A 25708-nucleotide genomic window follows, 5' to 3' on the forward strand; every position below is an offset into this window, starting at 1 on the left:
CCCATTGTTATTTAGCATGTGATTCTAGGTTAAATCTGACATACAAATATTGACCAAATTTTAGTAATACTACAAAGTTACTGCGTAACCAGTTGATTAAGCATGTTGCTTATCAGTTTAGTCGCGCAGGAAGCATTAGCGTTGCTGGTGATACGAGCTTGCACGCAGCCTCCGCCAGCCAGCTTCAAGTGAGGAACAAACATTCTCATGTTGGAATAGTTCAGATATAAGGAAGTCAAATAGCTCATCATGCGTACTTCCTACGTAATCTGTGGCTCACAAAACAAGCCAAGGCAACGGACACGGAAAACCGCGCCGTTGCGTTATGCTAGTTATGAAATAGAGGGAAAATATGGAATATGAGATTACTCCGATAATATCTGCATCAATTGCGCTATTTGGTGTTTTTGCTGGTAGCTGCGCTTCGTATTTTGCCAGCGCATCCATCAAGAATAAGGAAATGGTTCATCAATTGTCGTCGGAGTTCGCAAGAGAAAGGCGGCAGTTGTATTCACAATTTTTGTCAGAGTCAAATTCTGCTGCTTTACAAGCCCTAACTGATAAGTCAGATGCTAACGTTAGGCTACAAAAAGTTGCAGGCTTATTGTCGCAAGTTCAATTGGTATCTAGTGACGTAGTATACAAGAAAGCAGTTGATATGTTTGAAATCTTAATAAACATGTATTCATTAGAGTCAGCTAAAGATACAAACAAGGTATATGCAGACTTTCGAGAGTTGTTTGTTATAGCGGCTCGTGCAGAACTTGGGCTGCGCTCACAACAAACTGTTTAAGAGGGATTTGCCACGCTTGGCATTTTCACTATGTGTTGGTTTTAGTATTTAAGGTGGTTTGCGGGAGCTTCGGTATTGCGTTGCTCACACCTTAACATGGCGTTATGCTGCAATAAAAATTATGGAGTTAACCGATGAATGGAACGATCAATTTAAAATCAGGCTTTATGTATAACGTCGTAGTGTCAAATATAAAAATGGCAAATAATATTCCTATGAGCGGCATCCTTAAATTAAGTGATGATGCCTTATCACAGTTTTCAAAAGATGCTTCAGAGTTTGGCAGCTGGAAAAGTGCGATGGAATTAAAGCTTACTTTGAACGTTAATGGCTCTTACCATGAATTAGAAATCCTGCTAAATGATCTACCCATTGATTCAGCAATAAGCTTTAAAACAGTATCAGTGGAAAATGAATCATAACAAGCGCCTTAAAAATGGACGTAAAACGCTTGGCTTGCGCTCCTTCGTCGCTAATTTTAGTCAAGCTGTTTACGCCCCATAACCTGTCGTTATGTTTAGAACAGAGAACCAATCATGATCGCAGAAATAATTGCCGGCATCGCTACTGCCTCGACAATATCAGGGGTAACGTTGAAGGACTTAGTTTTCAAGTCCAAAGCCAATAAGTCCGATATTGAATCTTATATTAAGTTCCTAGAAGGAAAGCAGGTATTGATCGCTCCTTTTAATCAAGAGGTTCTACCAGCGGTAGTTAAGAGTATTGAAGCAATTAAGCAAGAAACTGAACAGGTAAGGGTTCGGCTTAATGATGAGTACACCTCGCTTATTCTTCTTCATTTAGTCCTAAAAATGAGTGAGGAATTGATGGTACTTCACAACTTAGATCAGGCTGACTCTAAGCACTCTATGAGGATGTACAAAAGCATCCAAGAAGTGCGGAGTAAGTTTTCAAAGGCTTTGGTGTTGTTTAGCGCGGCCTTCAATATTGATCTTTCAGGATCTCGACTTTCACCAATTATTTTAGATATGAACTTTAAGCCGAAGTCTAAGTGAACATAGCAAGTAAAGGCAGCATCGCCCTGCGGGCTGGATGCGCTAACGCGAGCCTATGCTTTAGGCGTTAGGAGGCTGTTGTGTCGAAGGAAATTGATGACCTCTTGAACGGAAAAATAAGAAGTCCTAGTTTGGGTGACAAACTATTTGTTGAGGCGGAAGATTGGTGGATGAGTGCATGTTTGAACTGGTATAACGATCCAACCGAACTGTATATCGTCGGGTATAAAAAAGCCGCTGACTCACTCGTGGATTCAATTGCCAACCGAAAAGGAAGTGCTGATTCCCTTATTTTCCCGATTGTTTTTTTGTATCGGCATTATGTTGAAATTAGACTTAAATCATTGCTCCATGATGGAAATAGACTGTTAGATCGAGAGCATAAGCAAAAGTCAGAACATCAGCTATCGAAATTGTGGCCAAAAGTGCGGAGCATACTAGATGAACTTTGGCCAAATGAAGAAGGTGAGGATTTGAAGGCAATGGATTCATTAATTGCACAATTTGAAGAAGTTGATCCCCGCTCTACAACCTTCAGATATCCAAAAGATTTCGACGGTAACAATTCATTAAAATTAGATGTTCCAAGGGTGAATTTGCGCAACCTAGCTGAAGTAGTTGGAGCAATGTCTATTATTTTGGAGGGGGCAGCAGGTGCAATTTCAGATTATCAGGGCTACAAAAATGGTATGCAAAGTGATTGCTGGTAAAGCTCCTAACAAGTCTAAGCACGCGGACTTGGTAAAGCTGTCACCTTTGCGCTTGCGCAAAAAAGCCGCCATCTTCACTAAGCCGGTGTTTGAGGCGTTAATCCATAGAAATTTTTATACGAAACTGACGAGTTAGAGTTAATGCTTTAACTTGGAATTGTCCCAGAGCATGCAGTGTGTTTCTTTAAAACCTGCAAGCTACACCGATGCTAAAAGGGTGAGTCATGGTGATTGGCGAGACGACCGTCCGCCTCAAGGACGAGGCGGTCGAGCATCCACGGATGGACTTGCTGCGTGTCGGTGAGCGAATACCATGGCTCGCCTAGCAATACGGTTTTCAACAATTATCGGCAAGTCATTACATACAAAAAAGCGATAAACCGCATTGGCTTATCGCTTTTTTATTGTCTTGCGATTGCTACCTATTTATCACGTAAATCATATGACCATAAGCGGCTTTGCAATCATATTCGCCGCATCTTGTGCGATGCGGCGATGGATTACTTAACGATTTCCATCTCGGCTAACAGGTTGTCGGCATTATCTAAATACTTCATTACCCACAGCATATAACGGCTATCGACTTGGATTGAGCGGTTGATATTGTCGTCGTACGCCCAGTCACCGATGATGCTTTCATACACACCATCGAACAGCAAACCCACTAATTCGGCGCGGCCGTTTAAGGTTGGAGAACCAGAGTTACCGCCCGTTGTGTCTAAGGTCGACAGGAAATTTACTGGTACAGAATCGATGGCTTTCACATAGAAATCACCGTATTGCTTCTGCTTGATAAGCTCTAACTGCTTTTTCGGCGCATCGAATGGGTCAACGCCAGTGTCTTTTTGCACTATGCCTTCTAGGCGAGTAAAGGGCTTAGCCACTAAGCCATCTTTAGGTTCATAACCTTTAACATGGCCAACGGTCACGCGCAGGCTAGAGTTCGCATCGGCGTACACTGGCTTACCTTGCTCACGGTTATAGGCGATGATGGCGTCCATATATTGCGGACGTACTTTCATCAGCTCGCCATCTAACTCTTTCTCTTTCTTCTCTTCGCTCATGTTGGTGTCATACATGGCCACGGCGAATTGAATAAAAGGATCCTTAGAGGCTTTGAAGTCATCGACGGATTTTTCCATCCAAGCTAAACGCACATCTTTGTTGCCCAGCTCGGTTTTGGCGTACATTTTGTCTAAGGTTTTCGCAAGTTTAGCTTCGTTAACCTTTTTATCGATACCAAAGGCTTTATCCATTGCTGGTAAGCGCTGCGCCTCGGGTAACGCAGCATAACGTTTAAGCATATCCAAGAGAACGGCCTTATCGACACTTGGCGCATAACGGCGATCGATACGTTCCATGCTCGCCTTAAAACGTGTCATATCGCGGTCTTGGAAGCCAGGTTCGCGCTGCATATCAGGCAATTGCTTTTCATGGGCTAAACGGTACAGATTGGTCGCCGTTGGCACCATAGTGGTGTTGCCAATGTAGCTTAAAATCATATCCCGTTCTTGGTGGGCTTTGCTTTTGGCGATCAGCGCGTCTAACTCGCTTAAGGTTTTACCGTATTTGGCTTCGCGGCTGCTGTCTTTGGCAATCCATGCGGCAAGCTCGGCTTCACGGGCCTTGCGGTCGGCTAACATGGTGGATTTGCCATAAAACTCGATCATCGAGGTGAAGTTTTTAGCGTAGTTCGCTAAGCCAGCGATTTGGCTTTCGTACTTAATGCGCTCGTCGCTGCCTTCTGGCGCCGTTTCTTTGATGATTTCAATAAAACGTTCGCGCAGCATCTTGCCTTCTGGGTAAGCCCATTCGAACTGATTTTGCACTTCGTTCGCGGTGCGGTATCTGTTAGTGCGGCCGGGATAACCCGCCACCATCACAAAATCCCCTTCACTCACACCTTTGGCCGAGACTTTTAAGAAACTCTTTGGCTCGTACGGCACGTTGTCGGCGCTAAATTCGGCAGGTTTACCGGTTTTAGACACATAGGCGCGGTAGAAGGAAAAGTCGCCCGTGTGGCGTGGCCACATCCAGTTATCGACATCGCCGCCGTATTTACCAACGCTGCCCGCTGGGTTATAGACTAAACGTACGTCGCGGATTTCTAACTGTTTTACCAGATAATATTCTAAGCCGCCGTGGAAGCTATACACTTGGCAGCGGTAGCCTTCATCCTTTTCACACTCGGCAACGAGTGCTTTTTCTTGATTCTCAACGCCTTGATAAAACTCACGGCCCGCTTTGTTTTCAAGCCCAGCGTTGACGCGCTCAGTCACATTGGTCACCTCTTCGGTGACATAAACGCGAGAACCTGGCGCTGCGGGTAATTCATCGGCAAAGGTTTTAGCTAAGAAACCGTCCTGCAACAGGTTTTTCTCTGCAGTCGAGTTATATTGAATCGAACCATAGGCGCAGTGATGGTTTGTCACCACTAAGCCTTTTGGCGAAACAAAAGATGCCGTACAGCCACCTAGGCTGATCACGGCATTCATGGGGAATTCGGTCAGTTTGGAAATCGATTTAGCATCAATCTCTAAGCCTTTCGCTTTGAGTTCATCGGCCATTGCGGGCAATTGGTGTGGCTGCCACATACCTTCATCGGCATGGGAGGCAAAACTCGCCGCCACGGCAACTGAGAGTAGCCATTTTTTCATTATCTTAAGTCCGTTTTAGGTGAAGAAAGCCGAGCGCTTGCGAGGCCATTTCTTATATTTATTGGGATTACATGCCGCTTTGGTTAACGCTAAAAAGCAAAAAGTCAGGCACTGGGCCTGACTTTAGCATATCGCACGCACTCTATAACAGAGTTAGAAAAATTCGCTTACAAAGCAAATACATTCATCATATTTATCGGTTTAACTCTGCCGTTTCAGTACGCTAAACGGCTTTAACTTACAGCGCGACAAATAACTGAGCGCCGATAATCACCGCGCCGAGCAAACCCGCAATCCCGAGGGCAAATGTGCCGCCAGATACTTGGTATCCCTGCGGCGTGGCTTGGCGCTGACGCAGTGCCATCACGATCGGCAGGAAGATAATCATCACCACCAGCGGCACGGCTGCAAAGCCTAATACCGCAACAAAACCTTCGGGGACATAGAGCGCGCACAACAGCGGCGGCACAAAGGTTAACAACCAGGTTTGGGCGCGGCCAAGGAAGGTCTTCTTCGCGCGGGTCAGTTCGGCCACAAAATCATACAGGCTTAAGGTTACCCCGAGGAAAGAGGTGATTAAGGCTAAATCCGCAAACAGCGAAATACATTTGCTGATCCAAGGCGTGTGGGCAATCTCTTGTAATGCACTGATAAGCGCAGGTAAAGAGCCATTAAAGCTGCTGATTTCGGTGCCACCCACTGTGCCTAAGGTCACCAATAACCAGAAGATATAACACGCGAGTGGAATGGTTGAACCGATTAATAATACCTTGCGCAGCGACACAGCATCGCCATCCAAATAACGCACTAAGGTCGCGATACACACGTGGAAACCAAAAGAAGTAAACACCACTGGAATAGCCGCCATCCAACTGCTGGTCATGGACTCGGCCACTGCACTGGTTGCCATACTCGAGATACTGACTTCGGGTAATAAAAACAGCACGACCACAATCAGTAATAAAATCATCAGCGAAAACAAGAAGCGCGAGGCTTTATCGACCCAAGCCACGCCTAAGGCCGCAAATCCACCCAGCACTAAGGTAAACAGCACGACCGCGAGTTGGTTATCTAACACTAGGTCGAACATATTTTTGGCTTTAAGCACTAACAGCGATGAACCGCCCGTCAAATACGCCGCCGTTAAGGCAAAGAGTAAGCTGAGAAAAGAGGCGCCTTGCACCATTTGGCCTTTCTTGCCGAGGAGTTTGCCCGTGATGGCGTGGACGTTATCACCGACGCCTGAGCGCAGGTTAATCTCAAGCATTAACAATGAGGTATAGGCTGACAAGCCCCAAATCACCACCATTAACAAAATGGCTGGCACCATGCCTAAGGCGGCCGTGGCTAAGGGTAAGGCTAACATTCCCGCGCCAATGGCGGTCCCCGCGACAATGGCTATCGAGCCTAACATTTTTGAATTCACACAATTATCCTGTTCAAGTATTAATTATTATTTTTTAAGGTTTTTTGAGTAGATTTGAAGGATAAAGCCTTGCGCACTCTGTGATTAAGCCAACAGCAATCTCAAACGAAAAGCGTCACTAAACTTAAAGCATCCAATCCGATCTCAAAGAGCAGATCAATTGGCCCCAATAGCTTTTGAATATTTCAACCCAGTCGCCATTGAGGCTAACTAAATCGTTTGCAGAAAAGTGACATTAATTTCAACCGTGATTGCCTTAGCAAAGCAGCGACATCGCGCGTAAAAGAAGATAGCTCTGGACATTAACAGAGCCAACCCCAGCGGGCAAGCCAGTTATAGACAAAGATGACGCCGCTTTGGCTATCCGAAGGGGAAATGTGAGTAAAAGATAAAAAATCGAGGCGGAACTGTTATCAAAACAATAAACCCTGCAACACCTGTGGCATTGCAGGGTTTATCAATGAGTTTAGCTATTCGCTCACGGGGATACGGGATTGCGCTAAAGCGGATTAACGCGACTCACAATCCCCTTATTCCCCAGTTAACCGATTACAGCTCAGTCCAAGCCATATTCCAAGAGCCGCCGACACCCGGTTCAAACCCAGTTGCAGTTGGCGACCATTGCATGCAATAACCACTGTAAGGCCAAGGTTTACATTGATAGACCTTGCCAGTTTTAGGTTGCAGCACTTTAGTACCAGCCACATAGTTTTTAATGCCCTCGGGGAAGACAAAATCAGCATTCGGCGCTGTGGCTTGATCTTTTAAGAACAGATCGAAGTTTTGCTGGATGACCTCACCTTGCTTAGGCTCGCCCTTCACTTGTAAGTGATAATGGCCAGCCTTAGGCGCGACGACATCAAGCACTAGACTCGCGCTGGTATTATTGACCGCTTGTGTGACATATCCTGCAGCCGTGCCATCGTGGCTAAACAGATAAGCTGAGACCTGCATATCCGCATTAGTGCTGACATCGAAACTGACCTTTGCGGCACCATCGACAATAGTGTAATCATCGGCCAGTGACGTGACATCGAGCTGATTGCCCGGCGCAGGCGCAATATCAAAGCTCACTTCCACTCGCTCTAGGCCCGAATTAGGCGCGGCATAAATCTCATTTTTACCGTAAACGGGCGAAATCACCCCAGAGGCATTCTTCTGCCCCGCCCTAAGTTGTGGTTGCTGGGCATTAATGGCACTGGCTAACAGGAATGGCCAGTTTTGCTTGGCGCCTTGAGTAGTGTCGGCAATGGTTATCTGAGTTTGCTTGGCAGTTTGCTCGCCATTAGCATCAAACACCCGCGTCATCACCTTATCACCCGCCTTAAGATCGAGTGACGGATTGATATCGCCAATATCGGTCCACTCGCCCGGCACCACAACATCTGAGCTAAAGTTCACATCGATGGCATTATAGAAACTGTTCGTGGTATCACCGACTTCCCACACGGCCAAAATCACGTGATAACCGCTTCTGTCTTCAGGTACATAACAGTTATGTGTCACTAACTTAGGCGGCTGAACCATGCCTCCATCGACCACACAGAAGGGAGCTAAGTCAAAGCTTGCGCGGCTCAACGCTTGGTTTTGATCCCACCCTTGGCGAGTTAAATAATAACGCCAATTGCGGGTCACGTGGTTAGCGGTGAACTGCCAGCTAAAGTCATTCCAACCCGACTTAATGTCATGCTTAGACCAACGACTTGGGCTCTGTTCATCCAAGGGAGAAAACGCCGCGTTGGCTGCACTGGCAATTTTACCGTCGGCAGGGCCTGACTCAGGAAAACCTGAAGGGCCTTCAACACTTTGCGGTTCCCACTGAACGGCGCCGCAATTTAAATTGCTGCCAGTTTTACAGGCGTACGAGCGTGATTCTGGTGAAACCACATAACCGTGGGCCGACGCCGTTTGGCTAACTAGCGCACTCGTAGCGCTTAAGGCCAAGGCAATTAGGCTTAAACGAGCCAGTTGTGGGTGTTTACGGTTAGCATTTGTGATTGATGTAAAAGTAGTTAGATGTGCCACTTTATTGTACTCCGTAGGGTGCCTTTCTCGACGAGATTGGCATAGGTATAAAAGTGGTATTTAGGCAAAACAGCATTAAGCAAAGCCGTTTATTTTTCAAAGAATTGAAAGCATCAGCTCAATTCTGAGGCAACCCCGCTATCTTAGTTTCAACATCCCTTTACAACCTTAGACCGGAGGCTTTGCGTCCTAATTTTTCAATTAGTTTGCCAAATACGGTGGATCTCCATTGAAGTTAACAGTATGTAACTTAAACATTGAGACCCGGCTAACCTAACAACAAAAGACAGCGTTGTCAAAATTTAAATTATTACAATTCAACATGTTACAAAACGATAAGCGGTATTTTATTGGCGCCTGTCAGATTATTTGCCCTCTGACTCGATGAGTTTAATCTTGAAACCCTATTTCACTTGGGTATAATGCCCACCTCGCTTCGGGGGAGTAGCTAACTGGATTTCGAGCCATCGATATTCAGGGTGAACATCAACATACTTGGCCGCATGCCATGGTGTTCACAGCAAATCATCGATTTGTCCTGCAAGACCTGAGCACAGTAACCGCACCTAGGGGTGGACGGTCTATTGTGCTTATGTCAAAAACCACCCCTAAAAGGATCACACTTGGAAGCGTTACTCGCCTCAACCTTTACGGTTGCCATCGCCGAGATTGGCGATAAGACCCAACTGCTTGCCCTATTACTCGCTGCAAGATTTAAAAATAAAACTGCGATTATCTTGGGGATTTTACTCTCAACCCTGTTTAACCATTTTGCCGCCGCCTGGCTTGGACAATGGGCGATTAACTGGGTGAGCCCAGATGTAGCACGCTACTTGGTTGCCGCCTCCTTCTTTGCGATTGCACTCTGGGTACTGATCCCCGATAAAGTGGACGCCGAAGAGAGCCGTTTCTATAAGATGGGACCCTTTGTTGCGACCTTTATTCTGTTCTTTATCGCCGAAATGGGCGACAAGACTCAGATCGCAACTGTCGTTTTAGCCGCTAAATACGATGCCTTAGCCATGGTGGTTGCAGGTACTACTTTGGGTATGTTGCTAGCGAACGTCCCAGTGGTTATTGCGGGACATTTTAGTGCCGAAAAATTACCAATGAAGTGGATCCACAGAGGCTGCGCAATTTTGTTTGCCCTGCTCGGCGTAGCAACCTTAATGGTTAACTGATTGATAAAATGAAGATAAACAAAAAGGCCAGTGATAACACTGGCCTTTTTTATTGGGCTAACGAATTAACTTATAACCCGAGAGCAGTTTGGATACGTTGACCGTAATCGGCATCGGCTTTGTGGAAATGTGCCAGCATACGTTGCTGTACCTCTACACTTGCCTGACGCAGTGAGCCAGAAATCGTTTCCACTAAGCGTGCTTTCTCGGCTTCGCTGAAGATGCGATACAAATTACCCGCCTGAGTGTAATCATCCTGATTGTAACGGCTGTAACGCGCCGCTTCGCCATCTAAACGCAGTGGTGGCTCGGCAAAGTTTGCCGGTTCAACTAAAGCACCCGCAGTGCTGTTTGGACCATAGTTAGCCGCGGCATCGCCACCGGTTTGACTACCGTGGTACGGGCATTGTGTTCCCGCCATGGCACCCGCACGTTGGTGATGGTTGGCTTTAGTCGCATGTGGGCAGTTTACCGGTAACTGGTTGTAGTTCGCCCCAATTCGGTAACGCTGCGCATCGGCATAGGCGAATAAACGCGCCTGCAACATCTTGTCGGGCGATGCGCCCACACCAGGCACTAAGTTGCTCGGTGCTAATGCCACTTGCTCGACTTCGGCAAAGTAGTTTTGCGGTAAACGATTCAGCTCTAACACACCAATTTCAATTAACGGGTAATCGCCATGTGGCCACACCTTAGTTAAATCGAATGGGTTGATATGGTAAGTGTTGGCATCGGCCTCAGGCATAATCTGTACGTTCACCGTCCAACGAGGGAAGTTACCGTCGGTCACAGCTACCACCATATCGCGCTGGGATGAGTCAGGGTCGATACCCTTTAACTTATCGGCTTGCTCATTGGTTAAGTTCACCACGCCTTGCTGCGATTTGAAGTGGAACTTCACCCAGAAACGCTCACCTTTAGCATTCCAGAACGAGAAAGTATGCGAACCATAACCATGCATTTGGCGGTAGTTTGCCGGAATACCACGGTCAGACATCAGAATCGTCACTTGATGCATGGCTTCAGGGTTTAATGACCAGAAGTCCCACATAGCTTGTGGATCTTTCAAATTCGTCAATGGGTTACGCTTTTGGGTATGGATAAAGTCTGGGAACTTAATCCCATCACGCAGGAAGAAAGTCGGCGTGTTGTTACCCACGATATCGTGATTACCACGAGCAGTATAGAAGCGCAGACCAAAACCACGGGGATCGCGCTCGGCATCGGCAGAACCCATTTCACCGCCCACGGTAGAGAAACGTACGAAGGTCTCAGTTTGCTTACCCACACCGTTAAAGTGGTCGGCGATGGTGTATTCGCTTAAGTCTTTGGTCAGGGTGAAAGTACCGTATACGCCAGTCCCTTTCGCATGCACAACACGCTCAGGAATACGCTCACGGTTAAAGTGGGCAAGTTTTTCAATTAAATGCCAATCTTGCAGTAGTAAGGGACCACGCTCACCCGCTGACAATGAGTTTTGATCGTCAGCAATTGGAGAACCGCTTTGGCTTGTTAAATACTGTTGACTCATATCTTGCTCCTCATTCTTGATTGGTGTTAACCCAAGATTCAATTAAATCGTAAATGGTGGCCATGGCTTATCTCCTTGGCAGGGCGACGTGTTGTCGATGGAGTTAGAATAGGCAAAGATACGATTTCAATAAAACGATTAATATAGATTCAAACAATCTACATTTCAGATTAACGAAGAGTGCTTAGATCATTCAGGGAGTAAAGTTCACTCCCCGTATGTGATGAAATAGCCAGCAACAGAATAAAGAGTATGCCAGCCGCAACGCAAACCGACCTGGCAAAAATGAGAACTCGAGCTTAAGACAAACTTAAAAATACTTCAATTGATTCAAAGTGTTACATATTACTCATTGACAGAAGCCGCCTGCTCGCGATAGATAACGACCAAGTAATAGGCATCGATTAACACGATAAAAAAGTTAACCGCCGCCACCGGATAAGCTTGTATCGCAACCCCATAGGCAACGAACAATGCCGACCCCAACAAGTTCCACCAGCGTAACTTTTTGATGTTAGACATCATCAAAGAGATGGCTACCACCACAGACGCCAAATAACCAACCCATTCCCACATCATTGCACTATCCATATCACGTCCTTATTTATCGATTGATACAACTAAAACAGGTTGGTTGAGCCTTCTTAGCGTTGTACTACCGCCGCCGTCATCCGTGAAATACAGGTCAACTCCCCTGCACTATTATGGATTAAGATTTCCCACACCGAACTGCGTTTCCCCAAATGAACCGCTTTAGCCGTCGCGGTCAGTACGCCATTACGCGAAGCGCGTAAATGGTTGGCGTTAATCTCTTGTCCAACACAATAATATTGCTCGAAATCTACCGCAAAGTTTGCAGCATAGCTGGCCACAGTTTCGGCCAGCGCCACGTTCGCGCCACCATGGACAATGCCTAAGGGGTTATGTATGGCGGGCGTGGCAGGCATAGTTGCCTTCATATAATCATCGCCAATCTCGCTGATCTCGATCCCTAGGGTCTGCATCAGGGTGCCTTTGCCCCCCATACCAGCATCTAATCGGGCACAATCCTCTAAGGTGACAGGTCTAAACCAAATACTCATTTCAACATCCTAGTAAAGAAAACCAGCTAGCAGTTTACTAAGAAGTGACTGAAGTTCAACACATAAGCATTGGCTAATAACAGCCAGATAATGGCAAGGAGTCACTACGCCTAAGTTAACCAATGCTTTGTGACAGCAAAACGACTAAACCAGACTAAGAACATTCCCCACAGGATCACCACGCTCGGCATGATAAGGGCATCGCTACCCAATACCGCAGCCGCCTGCTGAATACCAAATACATAGCCCATTTGCACCAATACGGCGACAAGAGATGCGAGCAACACTTTATAAGAAAAGGCTTTTTTAATGAGTAACAACAGACAACCTATAACGCCAGAAACCACCGCAAACCCAAACACACAGTCGAGCCAGGCGGGTGTCGATTCATAGAGCTTTATTTGATCTGGGCTCATTTGCGCCATGGCCTCTGGTGTCATGGTCATTTGAATAACAAATGCCAATAAGCCCATGATGTTCCATAACAAACTGATGAATGCGACAAAATAAAACCACAGTGGCGCTTTTGCCACGCCGATTGCATGGTCGGAGCCAATCGCTGCCATGTCCGCTCTCCTTGTCATCAAGGTACATAAAGTCCCACAACAACAGTGCCATAAAAAAGGGATGGTAAAACCATCCCTTAGCTCTGAGTTTAGCTCACAAACTCAGTTGTGAGCGTGCAATCACTCGATTAACGGCGACGGCGTTGTAGGCCAAATAGGGATAGCAAGGCTAGACCTAAGTATCCTAACGCACCACCATCATCCTTTGGTTTTGGCTCAGGTTTTGGTGGCTCAACCGGCGCTGGGTAGCTAAGTGCGACAATAACCGGATCGTGGTCAGACGCTGAGAAAGCATTCTCAGATTTAGCCAGTTCACCAGAGAATTTTTTGCCGTATTCGAACAGGTTAGATTCCACTGAGTTGATATGCCAATCTTCGATATCCACTAAACGCTTGGCAAGACTGGTGTTTGCTAAAGCATGGTCTAGGTTACCTAACTCACCGTTGTAGCTGTATGAGTAAGTACCAGCGCCGTGGGCCTGAGTATTGAGGTTGATGAGGCCATAGCCCTTCTCAATCTTGCTACCTTGGCGCTCAAACACTTTGCCATCTAAGGTGGTCCATGAGGCGGTCATGATATCGCGCTCAGACTTGCTCGCATCGTAATCGGTCAATACGCGGATAGGATCTTCCATGCCGTAGGCATTCATATCACCAATCACCAGCAGATCGCCTTTAACGTCTTTTAAGGCTTCGCCGAGCACTTTAGCAGCCGATACGCGGAAGGCATTACACTTGCCCTGTTGATCTGCCGGATCGACTGACTCTTCGAAGTTGGCCCAATCTTCTAAACAGCCTGAACCTTTAGATTTCAGATGGTTAACAACAACTGTTAAGTTCTGATCATGGATCTTAAAGGTTTGCGCTAAGCTGTGGCGCTGGTAAGCATCGTTACCTGGGTTAGTCTCAGTCTTGCCATCTTTAATACGAGTCACACTGCCAGCGGTCGCGTGTTGCTCTGGGGTATCAATCGCACGAGCCGCACCCGCAAGGCTCACTTTACCCGCGCGGTAAAGCATACCCACAGTAATGGCATCGCTACCGAAGTACTTACCGTCGTATTTATCTTCATCGGTGATTTCAACGAAGCTGTAAGCATTTTCAGCGGTTTGCTTCTCGTTTAAGGCATCGACTAAGTTCTTAATCGCGCTCTTTTCACCAAAACCGTTGTTAGCGATTTCCATTAAACCGACGATATCGGCGTTCATGGCGGTAATGGCGCTGACGATTTTCGCGCGTTGCAGCAACATTTCTTCTTCGGTCAAGGCGCCGCGGTTACTGCCCGATGGGTTTGTATCGCCACCAACAACATCGTTAAAGAAGTTCAGCACGTTAAAGCTAGCGACACGGATATCGCCCTTAGTGGCGACACTTGGCGCGTCGGTTCTGTCATCACCGCGGATAAAGTCACCAGCGGTGATAGTGTTGGTCGCCACTAAACGGTAGGCACCGTAGCTGTAACCAATCACACCTTCGAGATTGGTCAGCTGATCACCCACACGGATATAACCGGTTTCGACGTTAAAGTCAGGGAAGTAAGGAATAACACCATCGGCTGGCTTGTAGTCAGATTCGATAAACAACTGATTTTCACGGTTAGATTTAACTAAAGCAGTCGCTTCTGCTGACAATGCTGGATAAAGCTGAGTTGGCTTCATCAATGGCGCCTTGTAAGACACCAGCATGTTATTGCGACGGCCAGCATAATCGTAGCTGAAGGTGCGGCTGATCTTCAGATCGCTACCAGCATCCAGTTTCACGTTCATGCCTTCGTAGCGCTCTAATGCCTGCGCTAAAGTTTCGCCATCGGCCACATAGAATGGCGCTGCTGCTGGGACTTCGCCCTTAGCACCGACTTCGAATTTCTTATCGGTTTTGATATCGATTTGGGTTAAGCCGAAGTATTCCTTCACCTTACCTTGGACGCAGACTTCAACGCCGGGTTGAATCGCTTCTGGTGGATTCTCACCTAAAAACACGAACACGCCGTCGGAAGTGTATGGCGAGTTATCGCCCTTCACTTCTTGGAGATAGAAACCTTTGAATAAGCTCTCGCCACGGGCAGTTACCACACCGCGAACCGTCACTTCGCTTTCTGACTCGAATGCGCCTTCAGGCACATAAGGGCTAGATTCACCCGCGCCTTGGACTTGATAAATCGGAACGATTTTAGCGCCGCTGCAGCTAAATACTGGCGTTTCAGGTTCAGTTGGTGTATCTAACGAACCTAAACCTGTGAAAGTGTCCTTAGGTAATTGTTCCCACTGGGCAGGATTAAAGACAGTGTTGGCGACTAATGCGTCGAGTTTACGCTTAAGGGTGACATCGAGCCCCCAACCAGTCGGCGTTGGCACGTCACCGATAATATCGACCACGGCGCCATCTTTAACTAAGGCAACCGCATCGCCACCGTTAAAACTTAAAGAACCCGAAAAACTGTCGACACCTTGAGGAAGGGTAATGACTGCACTTGAGTTTAAAATGACTTTTGTCGATTTTGGCGCAATACTTTGTCCATCTAATACCTGCATATCCAAGGCATCAGTGGCGCCATCTTTATAACGAACGAGTTTATAACCCGCCAAATCAATTGCCGTATCACCGCTGTTATATAACTCGATAGCTTTGTTGTTTGAGCTACCTTCAACATATTCTGTGATCATCACATCAGCGCTTGCCATCATTGGCAAAGCTGCAGCCACAGCTAAAGATATAGCCGTTAATTTATTAACATTATCCATATTATCAACCCCATTATTATAATATCGCCGCTAATTTTTATTAACGTGCGGGCGGATTATTCCAGAGTTGAATAGCTAAAAAAAGAGGGGGAGATCTCACTATGCACGCATAAGATATTGATGAAAATGAAATTTTACGAACTCAACTGTCTTGTATTCAGAACAGTGATATAACACAAAAGTATTAAGCAGTAAGAAAACAATAAGTAAGATAAAGACATCACAGTGATATACCAGAGTGAAATCGAACAAATAACAATCAAAAAATAAATGTGATATTTTGATGACATTTTTAAGTGCATCATTCTGAATAATATAAGCGTTTTCGATAATTTAAATCATCGCAATTTATTTAAAACTTAATTATTCGATCATTATTTTGAAATATTATTCGTTACCAAAAGAATACTCCTTATCCATCTTTTAAACGCTCGCTCGATTTAAAAAGCCTAGTGGTAGGCCGTTTGCGAAATGGTGTAAAACGGCTAAACAAGCTCCCCCATGGTTTTATTTGTATCGGTCGCAGCACTGCTTAGTCATTTCGAGTGCAAAAAAATACCGCCCTGTGTAGGCGGTATTTTATGAGTGAACGAGTTAACCCGAGTTAAGCCGTTATCACGGTAAATTACTTTTTAGCAGGCTCAGCAGCAGGAGCCGCTTGTGCTTTCTCAATTGATTTCAGTTCAACTTCAAAAATCAGGGTTGAGTTTGGCGGAATAGTACCAGTATCGCGGTCGCCATAAGCTAAGTTTGCAGGGATAACAAACTTGTACTTAGCACCGACAGGCATTAACTGTACGCCTTCGGTCCAGCCTGGAATAACGCGGTTTAATGGGAACTTAGCCGTTTGACCACGCTTGTATGAGCTATCAAACTCAGTACCGTCAAGCAGTGTACCTACGTAATCCACTTCTACAGTGTCTTCAGCCGCTGGCTTGTCACCAGAACCTGGTGTTAACACTTCGTATTGCAGACCCGATTCAGTGGTCACTACGCCAGGCTTAGCTTTGTTTTCCTCGAGGAATTTTTTACCATCCTCGATGTTTTTCGCAGCAATGGCTTTAGCTTGTTCTGTACGTTTGTCGTTTAACTTTTTGTCTAAACCTTGAAGAATGGTTTGCATTTCTTCTTCAGTTAATTTCAGTTGATCATTCAGACCGTTAGTAAAACCAGTTACGATCAGCGCACGGTCAACTGGCAGGCCTAATTCTTCTTGCTCTTTGATATGGCCAGACATATAACGACCGATTGAAGCGCCAACACTGTAGGCTTCTTTTTGTGCTTCAGTCGTTAATTCAACATTTGTGCTTGCGTTTGTTGCTTTTTCTTCTTGATTACAAGCAGATAGGCCAATAACAGCCAATGCAACTAACGATAATTTATAAATCGATTTCATTAAAGCTTCCTCAGCATCCTCAAGCGGTTACAATAACCTAAGCGCGACAACTGTATACTAGTTATCTGGGTTATACCAACTAGATTCTGTTATGTGTTAACTGTGATTAATCTCACTCTACCGGACTAGAGACACCAACTTTAGGAGCAAGTTCATGAAGAAAACCCTACTGCTGGTATTTTGCACACTTTTTTTAGCGGCATGTCAGCCCAAAGCCGATGATATTCGAGTCATTTCACAGGAACCCTCATATAGCGCGAGCCTCTCTAGCGACGGCAATATCGCCATTGTCGCCACCCAAAGCCAAGGGGTGCAATGTTGGGACTTAACCACCCACAGCCTCAAGTACCAATGGGTGCATGGCGATCTGAATACCGGCGTCACGGCCACCGCCATTTCCCCTAACGGTGAGTTCGCCGCATCGTTAAGCCGCGATTCAGTTGCCCTATGGACAATAGCCGACGGCAAATCCCGAGGATGGTGGTCGCTGCCCGCCTCGGGTGAGAGTGTTGCCGTGGCGAATAATGGCGCCCTGCTCATAGGCTTAAACGATGGCAGTGTGATGTCACTCAATGCGGCCAAAACGGCATTGATTAAATTTTTAGGCCATAAGGAAAGGGTCAATACCGTCGCGCTTTCCGCCGATGGGCGCATTGCCCTCTCAGGCTCTAACGACATGCAGGCTATCCTGTGGCAAGCGCAAACGGGGCAGCCAATCCACACTTGGGATATAGGTAGTCGGGTGACTAAGGTGGCACTCAACGACAGTGGCACATTAAGCTTTACCAATGGCAGTACCAATGAGGCGAAGATTTGGGATAACACCAATGGTAAGCTGTTAAATCAATTAGAGATTAAACGCCGGCAAATGACCTTCTCTACGGTGCGTTTCGCCCAGCAAGACAGCCAGCTGCTCACAGGCACGCCCGCGCGCGAAGTCATACTCTGGCAACGCCAAACGGGTAAACCTATTGCTAAGTGGCAAATTGCGCTGACTAAAAACAGCCAAAACCGAGGAGCCGTTGTATACTCTGTGGCAATTCGAGATACCAATAAAGTGGTTAGTATCAGTAGCCAAGGCTTAGTCGAGACTTGGCAGGAGTAGAGGTTAGTCATGCAAGGCGTACAAGAACAGATTGAAGAGCTGCAAATGAAAATGGCTTTTCAAGAGCTCACGGTCGAAGAGTTAAACCAAGAGGTCATTAAGCTGAACCAGCTCATTGCCCATCAGCAACATCAAATTCAGTTATTGATTGGCAAATTAAAAGCGATGGAACCCAGCAATATTGCGACCCAAGCCGAAGAAACGCCGCCACCCCATTACTAATGTGATAGCGGATTAGCCCATCCGTTAACGACACAATGGCCCATAAATATCCAAGGAATGCGATGTTTAAAGATGCGATATCGCCCACACCCAGTCAGCCACTGCCTATTGCCGTGGTGGGTGAAGCCATTTTAAAAGAGCAAGCCATTGAAGTTCGCGACTTCGATACGGCCTTGAGTCAATTAGCAGAGCAGATGGCTGTGAGCATGGTGGCCGCGAAAGGCGTTGGCATTGCCGCACCGCAAGTGCACAGCCCACTGGCACTGTTTATCATGGCATCACAGCCGAACGAGCGTTACCCCGATGCGCCGTTGATGGACCCAGTCGTGGTGGTCAACCCAGAGATCTTGTCAGCCTCTGCGGATTTAGTCAGCGGTGAAGAAGGCTGTTTATCGGTTCCCGGACAACGGTTTACAATTTGGCGCCACCAGCAGATAGTGGTGCGCTATCAAAACCTGGCAGGACGATGGCAACGCTCTGAGTTAACAGGTTTTATTGCACGTATTTTTCAACATGAGTTTGATCATCTTCAGGGGATCACTTTGCTTGAGCGTTCACAAATGCCAGAACAAAAACACATGGCGCGAGAAGGTAAACCACAGGCATGAATAGCACCTTCATTCACTCTTTAATCAAACCCACTATCAGTACGCTGATGCTCGCCGCGATCTTAGGCTCGAGCGGTTGTGCCTATAACAGTATTTTTATCAATTATCCGGCACAAATTGCACCGATAAAACAAGAACTCAATACCGCAACGCCCATGGCGGATATCGAGAAATTAGCCAGCAATATCCAAGGTAACGATGGCCTACTCTACGCCCAAGAAGCGGGACGCGTGGCGCAGGTTGCCGGAGACTTTGCCAGCAGCCGTAAGTACTACCAGCAAGCGGTCGAGGCCTATACAGCCTTCGATGATAAAGCCAAGATTAGCGCCAGCGACATAGGCGCAACCGCCACAAGCTTGGTATTAAACGATAATGCCATCCCCTACCGTGGCCCAGGCTACGAGCGCATTATGCTGCACCAATATCAAGCCTTGAATTACCTGTTCAGCGGTGATTATCAAGGCGCCTTAGTGGAAGTTCGCCGCAGTAACGAGCTACAAGGCTCTGAGCAGGAGCGTTATCAGAAGTCACAAAAATCCGTGCAGGCCATGGCCAATGGCACTATAGATGCCGAAATGAATAAGCTCGGCCAAGCCGCAGGTACGGTAACCAGCTCCTTCCTCAACGCCTACAGCTACTACACTACAGGGTTGCTCCACGAGGTTTTGGGCGAGCCAAACGATGCCTTTATCGACTATCGTAAAGCGGCACAAATCAGCCCGGATAACACTTATCTGCAACAGGATTTAGTGCGTCTTGCCAAGCAACTCGGCATGCCACAGTACGATGAGTTTAAAAAGCGCTGGGGCGATGCCAAGCTTCCCAAGGCGGGCGAAGGCCAAGTCATCCTAATGGTCGAAAAGGGCTTTGTACCTGAAAAACAAGCGCTCACAGTGCCCTTCACTATCCATGGCAACTGGCAAACCGTGTCTCTGGCCACCTATGGGCCGAACAATAGTGTTGTCGCCGAGACCCAAGTACAAGGCTTAGGTACAGTGCTGAAAACCGAGCCCATCGCCAATATCGATGCCTTAGCGATTAACGCGCTCAAGGAAGATTTACCCGGCACCTTAGTTCGCCAAGTCGCGCGGGTGTATGCCAAATCGGAAATGGCCTATCAGGTCGAAAAAAGCGGTAAGCCCGGCAACAATGCCGCCGATATTGGCAGTATCGCCATGCAGATTTTTAACGTGGTCAGCGAACAGGCGGATCGCCGCAGTTGGTTGACCCTGCCAAAACAGGCGCAAATTGGCAGACGTTACCTCAATCCCGGGGAATACACACTGCAGTTGGACAAGGCACCACCTGCCAAAATTGAAGTTGCCGCAGGCAAGACCACCTTGGTCTGGGCAATTGATACTGGTAATTACACCCGAATTTATTCAATAATCATTTAACCTAGCGGTGAATGTTTGAATAAAACGAGTGTCATTAAGTTTTTACAATCACAAAATGGAACTGACTATGAAACAATTTAAACTGATTTTTGTGCTGGCTGCCGTAATGGGTCTGGCTGCATGTCAATCGAAAGTCGAGTATGGCGATGCCACAGAAGTGGAAACCGTTAACGAAAACTTTGGCTCAACGGATCTGCAAGCCATCGCTGCTAAGATGGTCGATAGCATGATGACTTTCCCCCCTATCGTGGCTATGACAGCGAACAACCGCCCAATTTTGTTTGTCGATAGCATCAAAAACAAAACCTCTGAGCATATCGATACAGAGTCTGTGACCGACTCTATCAGCAACAAGTTACTGCGCTCAGGCAAGTTCCGTTTTATCGACATGACAAAAGTAGATTCAGTTCGTAAGCAACTGGATTACCAAAACAATACCGGTATGGTTGACCCATCAACCGCCATCAAGTTTGGCCGTCAAATCGGCGCCCAATACATGCTGTATGGCAACCTGTCTAGCATCGTTAAGCAAGATGGCAGCACCAAAGACGTTTACTACAAGATGACTATGCGTCTGATGGACTTAGAAACAGGCCTGATCGAATGGTCTGACGAAAAAGAAATCCGTAAGACTAAGTCTAAGTCTTTCTTAGGCATGTAATCCCGTTAAGCCCCATGGGCTAAAGCCGAAATACTTAAAAAAAGCCAGCATTTTCGCTGGCTTTTTTTTACATTTTTAACATTGGTTATCCCTGCTAAATAAGGTAGTGTACTCGCCCAAAATACCCAGCATGGGTGCCGCTTTCAAATGGGGATAAGTTTGCTAGGCCACAGAGCCTAAACTTGCCAGCCTGCGCCGCATCCAAGCCATAAATAAAGTAAATCGTTGAAGGATTGAAGTCGTGAATTTGTTCAAAGCCAGCCTAGTTGCCATCACCTGCTCGGCACTCATGTCGTGCGCCGTCCAAAGTCCGTTAAATACGGGCCCAAGGGATGCAAGCCCCTATATCAGCCAATATCAGGCGAGCTTACGTTCACAGGTGATTTCGAATGTGCATTATGAGCTGGATTTTCAACTGACTGGCGACACTGAGTTTAGCGCAACGACTAAGGTCAACTTCAATCTCAGCGAAGTGCCCAAGCAATTGAGCCTCGATTTGAACAAGGCACAAATTAAGCGCTTTTTGATCAACGGCACCGCGGTTTACCCCAACTACAACGGCGCCTATATCAGCCTGAATACTCGTTTGCTGTCCTCGGGTGACAACACCATTGAAGTGCAATTTACTCGCCTCCACAGCACCAATGGTGAAGGCTTGCACCGTTTCCAAGATCCCGTCGATGGCAAGGTCTACCTGTATTCACACTTCGAACCTGCTGCGGCGCAGCAAATGTTTGCGGTGTTCGACCAACCCGACTTGAAAGCCAACTATAAAATCAGCGTGACCGCGCCGAAAGACTGGCAAGTGATCAGTACCATGCGCGAGTCCTCAGTCACACCAGCTGGGGCCATGAATCGTTGGGAGTTTCCTGAAACGCCTAAGTTAAGCCCTTATAACTTCTCGATGCATGCCGGCCCGTACCATATGTGGCAGGACAACTCTGGCCGCTATCCGATGCGCCTGTTCGCGCGCCAATCGGTGGCTAACCAAGTCACGCCTGAGGATTGGTTTACCTATACCAAACAAGGCTTAACCTTCTTTGATGCCTATTTCGGTATTCCTTATCCCTTTAAAAAGTACGACCAACTTCTAGTGCCTGATTTCCTCTACGGCGCAATGGAAAACGCTGGCGCCATCACTTTCGCCGAAGATCGTTTCCTCCACAAAGCGGCTATGACCGCAGAGCAAAAACAAAGCTTAGCCGGCGTTATCATGCACGAAATGGCTCACCAATGGTTTGGCGATCTGGTCACCATGAAGTGGTGGAATGGTTTGTGGCTAAACGAAAGTTTTGCCTCCTTTATGGGCACGCTCGCGACCCAAGAGGCCACCGAGTTCACCAATGCCTGGCGCAGTTTTTACGCCCAAGGCAAACAACGCGCCTATGAGCAAGACAGCCTAGTGACCACGCATCCTATCGAAGTGCCCGTGGCGACCACGCAAAACGCCTTCGATAATATCGATGCGATTACCTATCAAAAAGGCGCCTCGACCCTCAAGCAGTTGCGCCATTTACTCGGCGATCTGGTGTTCCAGCGCGGTGTGAGTAACTACTTAAAGCAATACAGCTATCAAAATGCCGAGCTAGATGACTTTATCAATAGCCTAGCTAAATCGGCGGGCCGTGACTTAAGCGCCTGGACGAAAGACTGGCTCTACAGCGCAGGGGTTAACACCATTAAGGCCGAATACCGCTGTGACGGTAACCGCATCAGCGATTTTAGCCTGTTGCAGTATCCTGCGAGCAGCGAGTTGCCGACACTCAGGGAGCAGAAAGTCCAAATCGCCCTGTTCACTAAGGGACGCTTCGATTTAAGGCATGAGACCACGGTCGCCGTCACCTATAAGGGTGAGCGCACCGAGGTAAAGCAATTGGTCGGAGAACGTTGTCCAGATTTAGTTTACCCCAACTACGATGACTGGGGCTTTGTAAAGGTGCAACTCGATGACAAATCCTTCGACACCGCTAAGCAACAGTTAAGCCGAGTCACAGATCCCCTGCTGCGCTCTATGCTGTGGCAAAGCCTGTGGGACAGTGTGCGTGAAGGCAACCTGAGCCTAGATCAATACTTAAGCACAGTGTTCGTCAACGCCCCAGCGGAAAATGACTACACTGTGGTCGGCCAGATTATTTCGACTCTGCTGCGCAGCAAAGAATACCTCGCGCAAATCGCGCCGATTCAACAAAACTATGCTGAGAATGCGGTCAAAGGCTTAGCGCAAATGAGCCTTCGCAAAACCATGGAGAGCCGAGGCGATAATGACTTCCAGCGCCGCTGGTTCAATGCCTATATTCAGTTAGCGGGCGATCGCGACAGTCTGCGCCACTTAGCGCAATTGCTGGATGGTACAACCAAAATCAAGGGCTTAACCCTAGACCAAGATCTCCGCTGGGCCATCATCACTCAGCTGAATCGCTATGACTTCCCAAATGCGCAGCAACGTATTACCCAGGAAGCCGCCCGCGATAATTCGGATTCGGGTGAAAAGGCCGCATTGGCCGCACAGGTTATCCGCCCAGAGGCCGCTGCCAAACGCCGCTGGTTGAGCAAAGTGCACGCCGACGCCCTGCCGTTTGCCAAACAGCGGATCATCATGGAAAACCTCTATCCTGCTGAACAGAAACTGCTAAGCGCGGCCACCGCGGAAGAGCGCCTCGCTAACTTGGCGGACATGGATAAGAAAGGCCCAGTGTTTATGCGTAGCTACAGCCGCAACCTTATCCCAACCGACTGTAACTACACCAGTATTGCCGCCTTGGATAAGGTATTAGATACCCAAACAGGATTATCTAACCTAACGCGCCGCACGCTGTTAGAAACCCGCCAAACCGAGCAACGTTGCGTACTGATCAAAAATAAAATGACCCATTGATAATGGCTCATAAAAAGAGGCTCAATTGAGCCTCTTTTTTATCCCGTTACTCAATACGCCGAGAAGGCAATTCTTGGTAGAACAGCAGCAACTCTTCGAGCGCCAAAGGTTTAGCGTAAAAATATCCCTGATGTTGATAAACCCCTTTCGCAGCTAAGTACTCCACTTGTGCCTGAGTTTCAACGCCTTCGGCCACCATATCCATCTGCGACTCACGGCCAAAGGCGATAATGGCATCGAGTACCTCGCCTTTTAAATCCTGCGTGCCTATTGTATCGGTAAACATCTTATCGATTTTTATGCTGTTAATCCCTAGCCGCTGTAAGTAGCTAAAACCACCATAACCTGTCCCAAAATCATCGAGTTTAAAATCATGGCACAGGGGCAATACCGCCTTTATCTCGGCGAGGGCTAACTCAAATTGGGTGATAGGCTTACGCTCAGTCAGCTCAAAGGCGATGCGCTTAACCTTGTGATCGCTATGGCTGGAGAACCATTTGCTCAATAACCCAGATTCGAGATGCTGGGCGACGATATTAACGCTGACCCAGCCTTTAAGCTGAGGCAAGTCCTGATATACCTGCTCGAGGATAAGATCGGTGATCGGCAAAATTAAGCCCGAATCTTCGGCGTAGGGAATAAACTGATTCGGTTGAACGAGCACGCCATCGAAACGGCGCCAGCGGACTAACATCTCTTGGCCGACGACCTCTCCGGTGCGGCAATCGATAATCGGTTGATAATAAGGAATAAACTCTTTTCGGCTGATGCCTTTTTGGATAAGCATCCCCAGCGACACCCGCGCCGATTGCCAATTCCAATAAAAAATCACCGCAAGGAAAGACACTATCAAGGCAACCACAAATAGCACAACGGCTACGTGTGAGGCTTCTCGCCAGTAAAGCGTATCCCCCGCCCTTAAGGTCAAGGTCACACCTAATACGTTGATATAACGAGAGTCCTCAATTAATACGTTCTCTGTTTCTAGCCGCTCGACGCCCCGCTCTAGGGAAGAAAGGCCTTGATAACCAACCAATAGTTGATAACAACCTAGGCACAGATTTGACAGGGTTTCGTTATAGACAGAGCTATTGGTGAGCACGACTAACTTTTGTTCGCCCAAATGGAACACATAACCAATGCTGCGAGCCCTATCGTTAGCCGCGACTGTCGTGGCAATATCCACTCGATGTGAATCGAAATATAAACTTCGAGAGCGGTCGAACTGATAATTAACCGGAGGCCCTATATTGGAGCATTGCTTGCCGTCTACCAATTCTAACTGAATAAAACGAACGATCGCGGGGCTTAAGGATGGGCTATTTAGCAGCGCGATATCGTCGGTATCGCAGGTAAAAGATAATTCGCTGAAGGCCTGCGCGACATTTGTCGCTTCAAATCCATCGAGTCCATTGGCAAACGAAGTCGCAATAATATCTAAATCATCGCTGAATCTTTTTTCCATACTGTAACGGGTCAACCAAGGTTGCATCGCACATGCCAGCAGTATGGGCAAAATAAAGATAAGGCAGGTATGTAACCAGGGATTAAGGCTCCAGCGAGGAAAATTCCATTTCATATTATTCCGCTCATTTGCATTCATCAGCACTGATTTGTACTAACTTACTGTTATATCAGAGTATGCCTTATATCCGATGAAAGCTGTGCAACAAATCAAATTAGTCATCTTACAGGAGTAAACTCCTATTTGGGCAA

At 47.2% G+C, this 25708-nt stretch carries 22 protein-coding genes and 1 riboswitch; of the genes, 11 read left to right on the forward strand and 11 right to left on the reverse strand.

The features are described from left to right. Positions 1-352 precede the first annotated feature (352 nt). The 4 genes from L2713_RS00805 to L2713_RS00825 all read left to right on the forward strand — a co-directional run bounded on the left by L2713_RS00805 (position 353) and on the right by L2713_RS00825 (position 2519). Entirely contained in the window at positions 353-793 is a 441-nt protein-coding gene (locus tag L2713_RS00805) for a hypothetical protein (RefSeq protein WP_248966534.1), read from the forward strand. A gap of 134 nt (positions 794-927) precedes the next feature. Further along, a complete protein-coding gene (locus tag L2713_RS00815) occupies positions 928-1215 on the forward strand; it encodes a hypothetical protein (RefSeq protein ID WP_248966535.1) in 288 nt (95 codons plus the stop codon). A 114-nt stretch (positions 1216-1329) separates the two neighbouring features. Beyond that, a complete protein-coding gene (locus L2713_RS00820; protein ID WP_248966536.1) occupies positions 1330-1809 on the forward strand; it encodes a DUF6650 family protein in 480 nt (159 codons plus the stop codon). 80 nt (positions 1810-1889) lie between these two features. Beyond that, the gene (locus L2713_RS00825) at positions 1890-2519 is read left to right on the forward strand and encodes a hypothetical protein (protein ID WP_248966537.1); all 630 of its coding nucleotides are present in this window, start codon (positions 1890-1892) and stop codon (positions 2517-2519) included. A gap of 209 nt (positions 2520-2728) precedes the next feature. Here L2713_RS00825 and L2713_RS20495 read toward each other — a convergent pair whose 3' ends face one another. The 4 genes from L2713_RS20495 to gbpA form a co-directional block, all read right to left on the reverse strand. Beyond that, positions 2729-2863, reverse strand: coding sequence for a hypothetical protein (locus L2713_RS20495; protein WP_283105156.1), 135 nt, complete (start codon positions 2861-2863; stop codon positions 2729-2731). A 156-nt stretch (positions 2864-3019) separates the two neighbouring features. Then, positions 3020-5176, reverse strand: a complete 2157-nt coding sequence (locus L2713_RS00830; RefSeq protein ID WP_011623769.1) for a S46 family peptidase — start codon at positions 5174-5176, stop codon at positions 3020-3022. Between the two features lie 238 nt (positions 5177-5414). After that, entirely contained in the window at positions 5415-6590 is a 1176-nt protein-coding gene (locus L2713_RS00835; RefSeq protein WP_011625389.1) for an aromatic amino acid transport family protein, read from the reverse strand. Between the two features lie 561 nt (positions 6591-7151). Beyond that, on the reverse strand, positions 7152-8627 hold the full coding sequence (gene gbpA / locus L2713_RS00840) for an N-acetylglucosamine-binding protein GbpA (protein WP_248966538.1): 1476 nt from the start codon (positions 8625-8627) through the stop codon (positions 7152-7154). Between the two features lie 125 nt (positions 8628-8752). Then, positions 8753-8848: riboswitch (cyclic di-GMP riboswitch) on the reverse strand. Between the two features lie 402 nt (positions 8849-9250). Between gbpA and L2713_RS00845 the strand changes: the two genes are divergently transcribed. Then, positions 9251-9808: a TMEM165/GDT1 family protein gene (locus L2713_RS00845; protein ID WP_041408851.1), complete on the forward strand. Its 558-nt coding sequence runs from the start codon at positions 9251-9253 to the stop codon at positions 9806-9808. 70 nt (positions 9809-9878) lie between these two features. Here the strand turns inward: L2713_RS00845 and katB are convergent, their stop codons facing one another. From katB to fkpA, 6 genes are all read right to left on the reverse strand, one after another. Continuing rightward, positions 9879-11339 carry a catalase KatB gene (gene katB, locus L2713_RS00850; protein WP_011623773.1) on the reverse strand — a complete coding sequence of 487 codons (1461 nt, stop codon included), beginning with the start codon at positions 11337-11339 and terminating at the stop codon, positions 9879-9881. 345 nt (positions 11340-11684) lie between these two features. Continuing rightward, a complete protein-coding gene (locus L2713_RS00855) occupies positions 11685-11930 on the reverse strand; it encodes a hypothetical protein (protein WP_248966539.1) in 246 nt (81 codons plus the stop codon). A gap of 53 nt (positions 11931-11983) precedes the next feature. Next, on the reverse strand, positions 11984-12421 hold the full coding sequence (locus L2713_RS00860; RefSeq protein WP_248966540.1) for a PaaI family thioesterase: 438 nt from the start codon (positions 12419-12421) through the stop codon (positions 11984-11986). 110 nt (positions 12422-12531) lie between these two features. Further along, a complete protein-coding gene (locus L2713_RS00865; RefSeq protein WP_248966541.1) occupies positions 12532-12987 on the reverse strand; it encodes a hypothetical protein in 456 nt (151 codons plus the stop codon). Positions 12988-13115: 128 nt separating this feature from the next. Next, positions 13116-15728, reverse strand: a complete 2613-nt coding sequence (exeM, locus tag L2713_RS00870) for an extracellular exonuclease ExeM (RefSeq protein WP_248966542.1) — start codon at positions 15726-15728, stop codon at positions 13116-13118. Between the two features lie 625 nt (positions 15729-16353). Then, positions 16354-17124 (reverse strand): FKBP-type peptidyl-prolyl cis-trans isomerase, encoded by a 771-nt coding sequence (fkpA, locus tag L2713_RS00875; protein ID WP_011716036.1) that lies wholly within the window; start codon positions 17122-17124, stop codon positions 16354-16356. A gap of 154 nt (positions 17125-17278) precedes the next feature. On the opposite strand from fkpA, the gene L2713_RS00880 reads away from it, so the two are divergent. From L2713_RS00880 to pepN, 6 genes are all read left to right on the forward strand, one after another. Beyond that, a complete protein-coding gene (locus L2713_RS00880) occupies positions 17279-18229 on the forward strand; it encodes a WD40 repeat domain-containing protein (RefSeq protein ID WP_248966543.1) in 951 nt (316 codons plus the stop codon). A 9-nt stretch (positions 18230-18238) separates the two neighbouring features. After that, the gene (locus L2713_RS00885; protein WP_011625380.1) at positions 18239-18451 is read left to right on the forward strand and encodes a SlyX family protein; all 213 of its coding nucleotides are present in this window, start codon (positions 18239-18241) and stop codon (positions 18449-18451) included. 62 nt (positions 18452-18513) lie between these two features. Next, positions 18514-19059 carry a peptide deformylase gene (gene def, locus L2713_RS00890; protein WP_248966544.1) on the forward strand — a complete coding sequence of 182 codons (546 nt, stop codon included), beginning with the start codon at positions 18514-18516 and terminating at the stop codon, positions 19057-19059. Further along, positions 19056-20456 (forward strand): COG3014 family protein, encoded by a 1401-nt coding sequence (locus tag L2713_RS00895; RefSeq protein ID WP_248966545.1) that lies wholly within the window; start codon positions 19056-19058, stop codon positions 20454-20456. Before def ends, L2713_RS00895 begins: the two co-directional genes overlap by 4 nt. Positions 20457-20523: 67 nt before the next feature. Continuing rightward, positions 20524-21117, forward strand: a complete 594-nt coding sequence (gene lpoB, locus L2713_RS00900; protein ID WP_007645693.1) for a penicillin-binding protein activator LpoB — start codon at positions 20524-20526, stop codon at positions 21115-21117. A 241-nt stretch (positions 21118-21358) separates the two neighbouring features. Further along, positions 21359-23992: an aminopeptidase N gene (gene pepN / locus L2713_RS00905; RefSeq protein ID WP_248966546.1), complete on the forward strand. Its 2634-nt coding sequence runs from the start codon at positions 21359-21361 to the stop codon at positions 23990-23992. A gap of 46 nt (positions 23993-24038) precedes the next feature. Here pepN and L2713_RS00910 read toward each other — a convergent pair whose 3' ends face one another. After that, positions 24039-25571, reverse strand: coding sequence for an EAL domain-containing protein (locus tag L2713_RS00910; protein ID WP_248966547.1), 1533 nt, complete (start codon positions 25569-25571; stop codon positions 24039-24041). Between the last annotated feature and the right edge of the window lie 137 nt (positions 25572-25708).

The organism is Shewanella seohaensis (assembly GCF_023283775.1).
GTDB lineage: Bacteria > Pseudomonadota > Gammaproteobacteria > Enterobacterales > Shewanellaceae > Shewanella > Shewanella seohaensis.

Bases quoted from the DNA above. Each gene is read 5' to 3' on its own strand.
- L2713_RS00880 (WP_248966543.1), top strand. From the start codon at position 17,279: ATGAAGAAAACCCTACTGCTGGTATTTTGCACACTTTTTTTAGCGGCA.
- L2713_RS00830 (WP_011623769.1), bottom strand. From the start codon at position 5,176: ATGAAAAAATGGCTACTCTCAGTTGCCGTGGCGGCGAGTTTTGCCTCC.
- fkpA (WP_011716036.1), bottom strand. From the start codon at position 17,124: ATGAAATCGATTTATAAATTATCGTTAGTTGCATTGGCTGTTATTGGC.
- exeM (WP_248966542.1), bottom strand. From the start codon at position 15,728: ATGGATAATGTTAATAAATTAACGGCTATATCTTTAGCTGTGGCTGCA.
- katB (WP_011623773.1), bottom strand. From the start codon at position 11,339: ATGAGTCAACAGTATTTAACAAGCCAAAGCGGTTCTCCAATTGCTGAC.
- L2713_RS00820 (WP_248966536.1), top strand. From the start codon at position 1,330: ATGATCGCAGAAATAATTGCCGGCATCGCTACTGCCTCGACAATATCA.
- L2713_RS00835 (WP_011625389.1), bottom strand. From the start codon at position 6,590: ATGTTAGGCTCGATAGCCATTGTCGCGGGGACCGCCATTGGCGCGGGA.
- lpoB (WP_007645693.1), top strand. From the start codon at position 20,524: ATGAAACAATTTAAACTGATTTTTGTGCTGGCTGCCGTAATGGGTCTG.
- L2713_RS00885 (WP_011625380.1), top strand. From the start codon at position 18,239: ATGCAAGGCGTACAAGAACAGATTGAAGAGCTGCAAATGAAAATGGCT.
- L2713_RS00855 (WP_248966539.1), bottom strand. From the start codon at position 11,930: ATGGATAGTGCAATGATGTGGGAATGGGTTGGTTATTTGGCGTCTGTG.
- L2713_RS00895 (WP_248966545.1), top strand. From the start codon at position 19,056: ATGAATAGCACCTTCATTCACTCTTTAATCAAACCCACTATCAGTACG.
- L2713_RS00815 (WP_248966535.1), top strand. From the start codon at position 928: ATGAATGGAACGATCAATTTAAAATCAGGCTTTATGTATAACGTCGTA.
- L2713_RS00860 (WP_248966540.1), bottom strand. From the start codon at position 12,421: ATGAGTATTTGGTTTAGACCTGTCACCTTAGAGGATTGTGCCCGATTA.
- L2713_RS00865 (WP_248966541.1), bottom strand. From the start codon at position 12,987: ATGGCAGCGATTGGCTCCGACCATGCAATCGGCGTGGCAAAAGCGCCA.
- L2713_RS00805 (WP_248966534.1), top strand. From the start codon at position 353: ATGGAATATGAGATTACTCCGATAATATCTGCATCAATTGCGCTATTT.
- L2713_RS00910 (WP_248966547.1), bottom strand. From the start codon at position 25,571: ATGAAATGGAATTTTCCTCGCTGGAGCCTTAATCCCTGGTTACATACC.
- def (WP_248966544.1), top strand. From the start codon at position 18,514: ATGTTTAAAGATGCGATATCGCCCACACCCAGTCAGCCACTGCCTATT.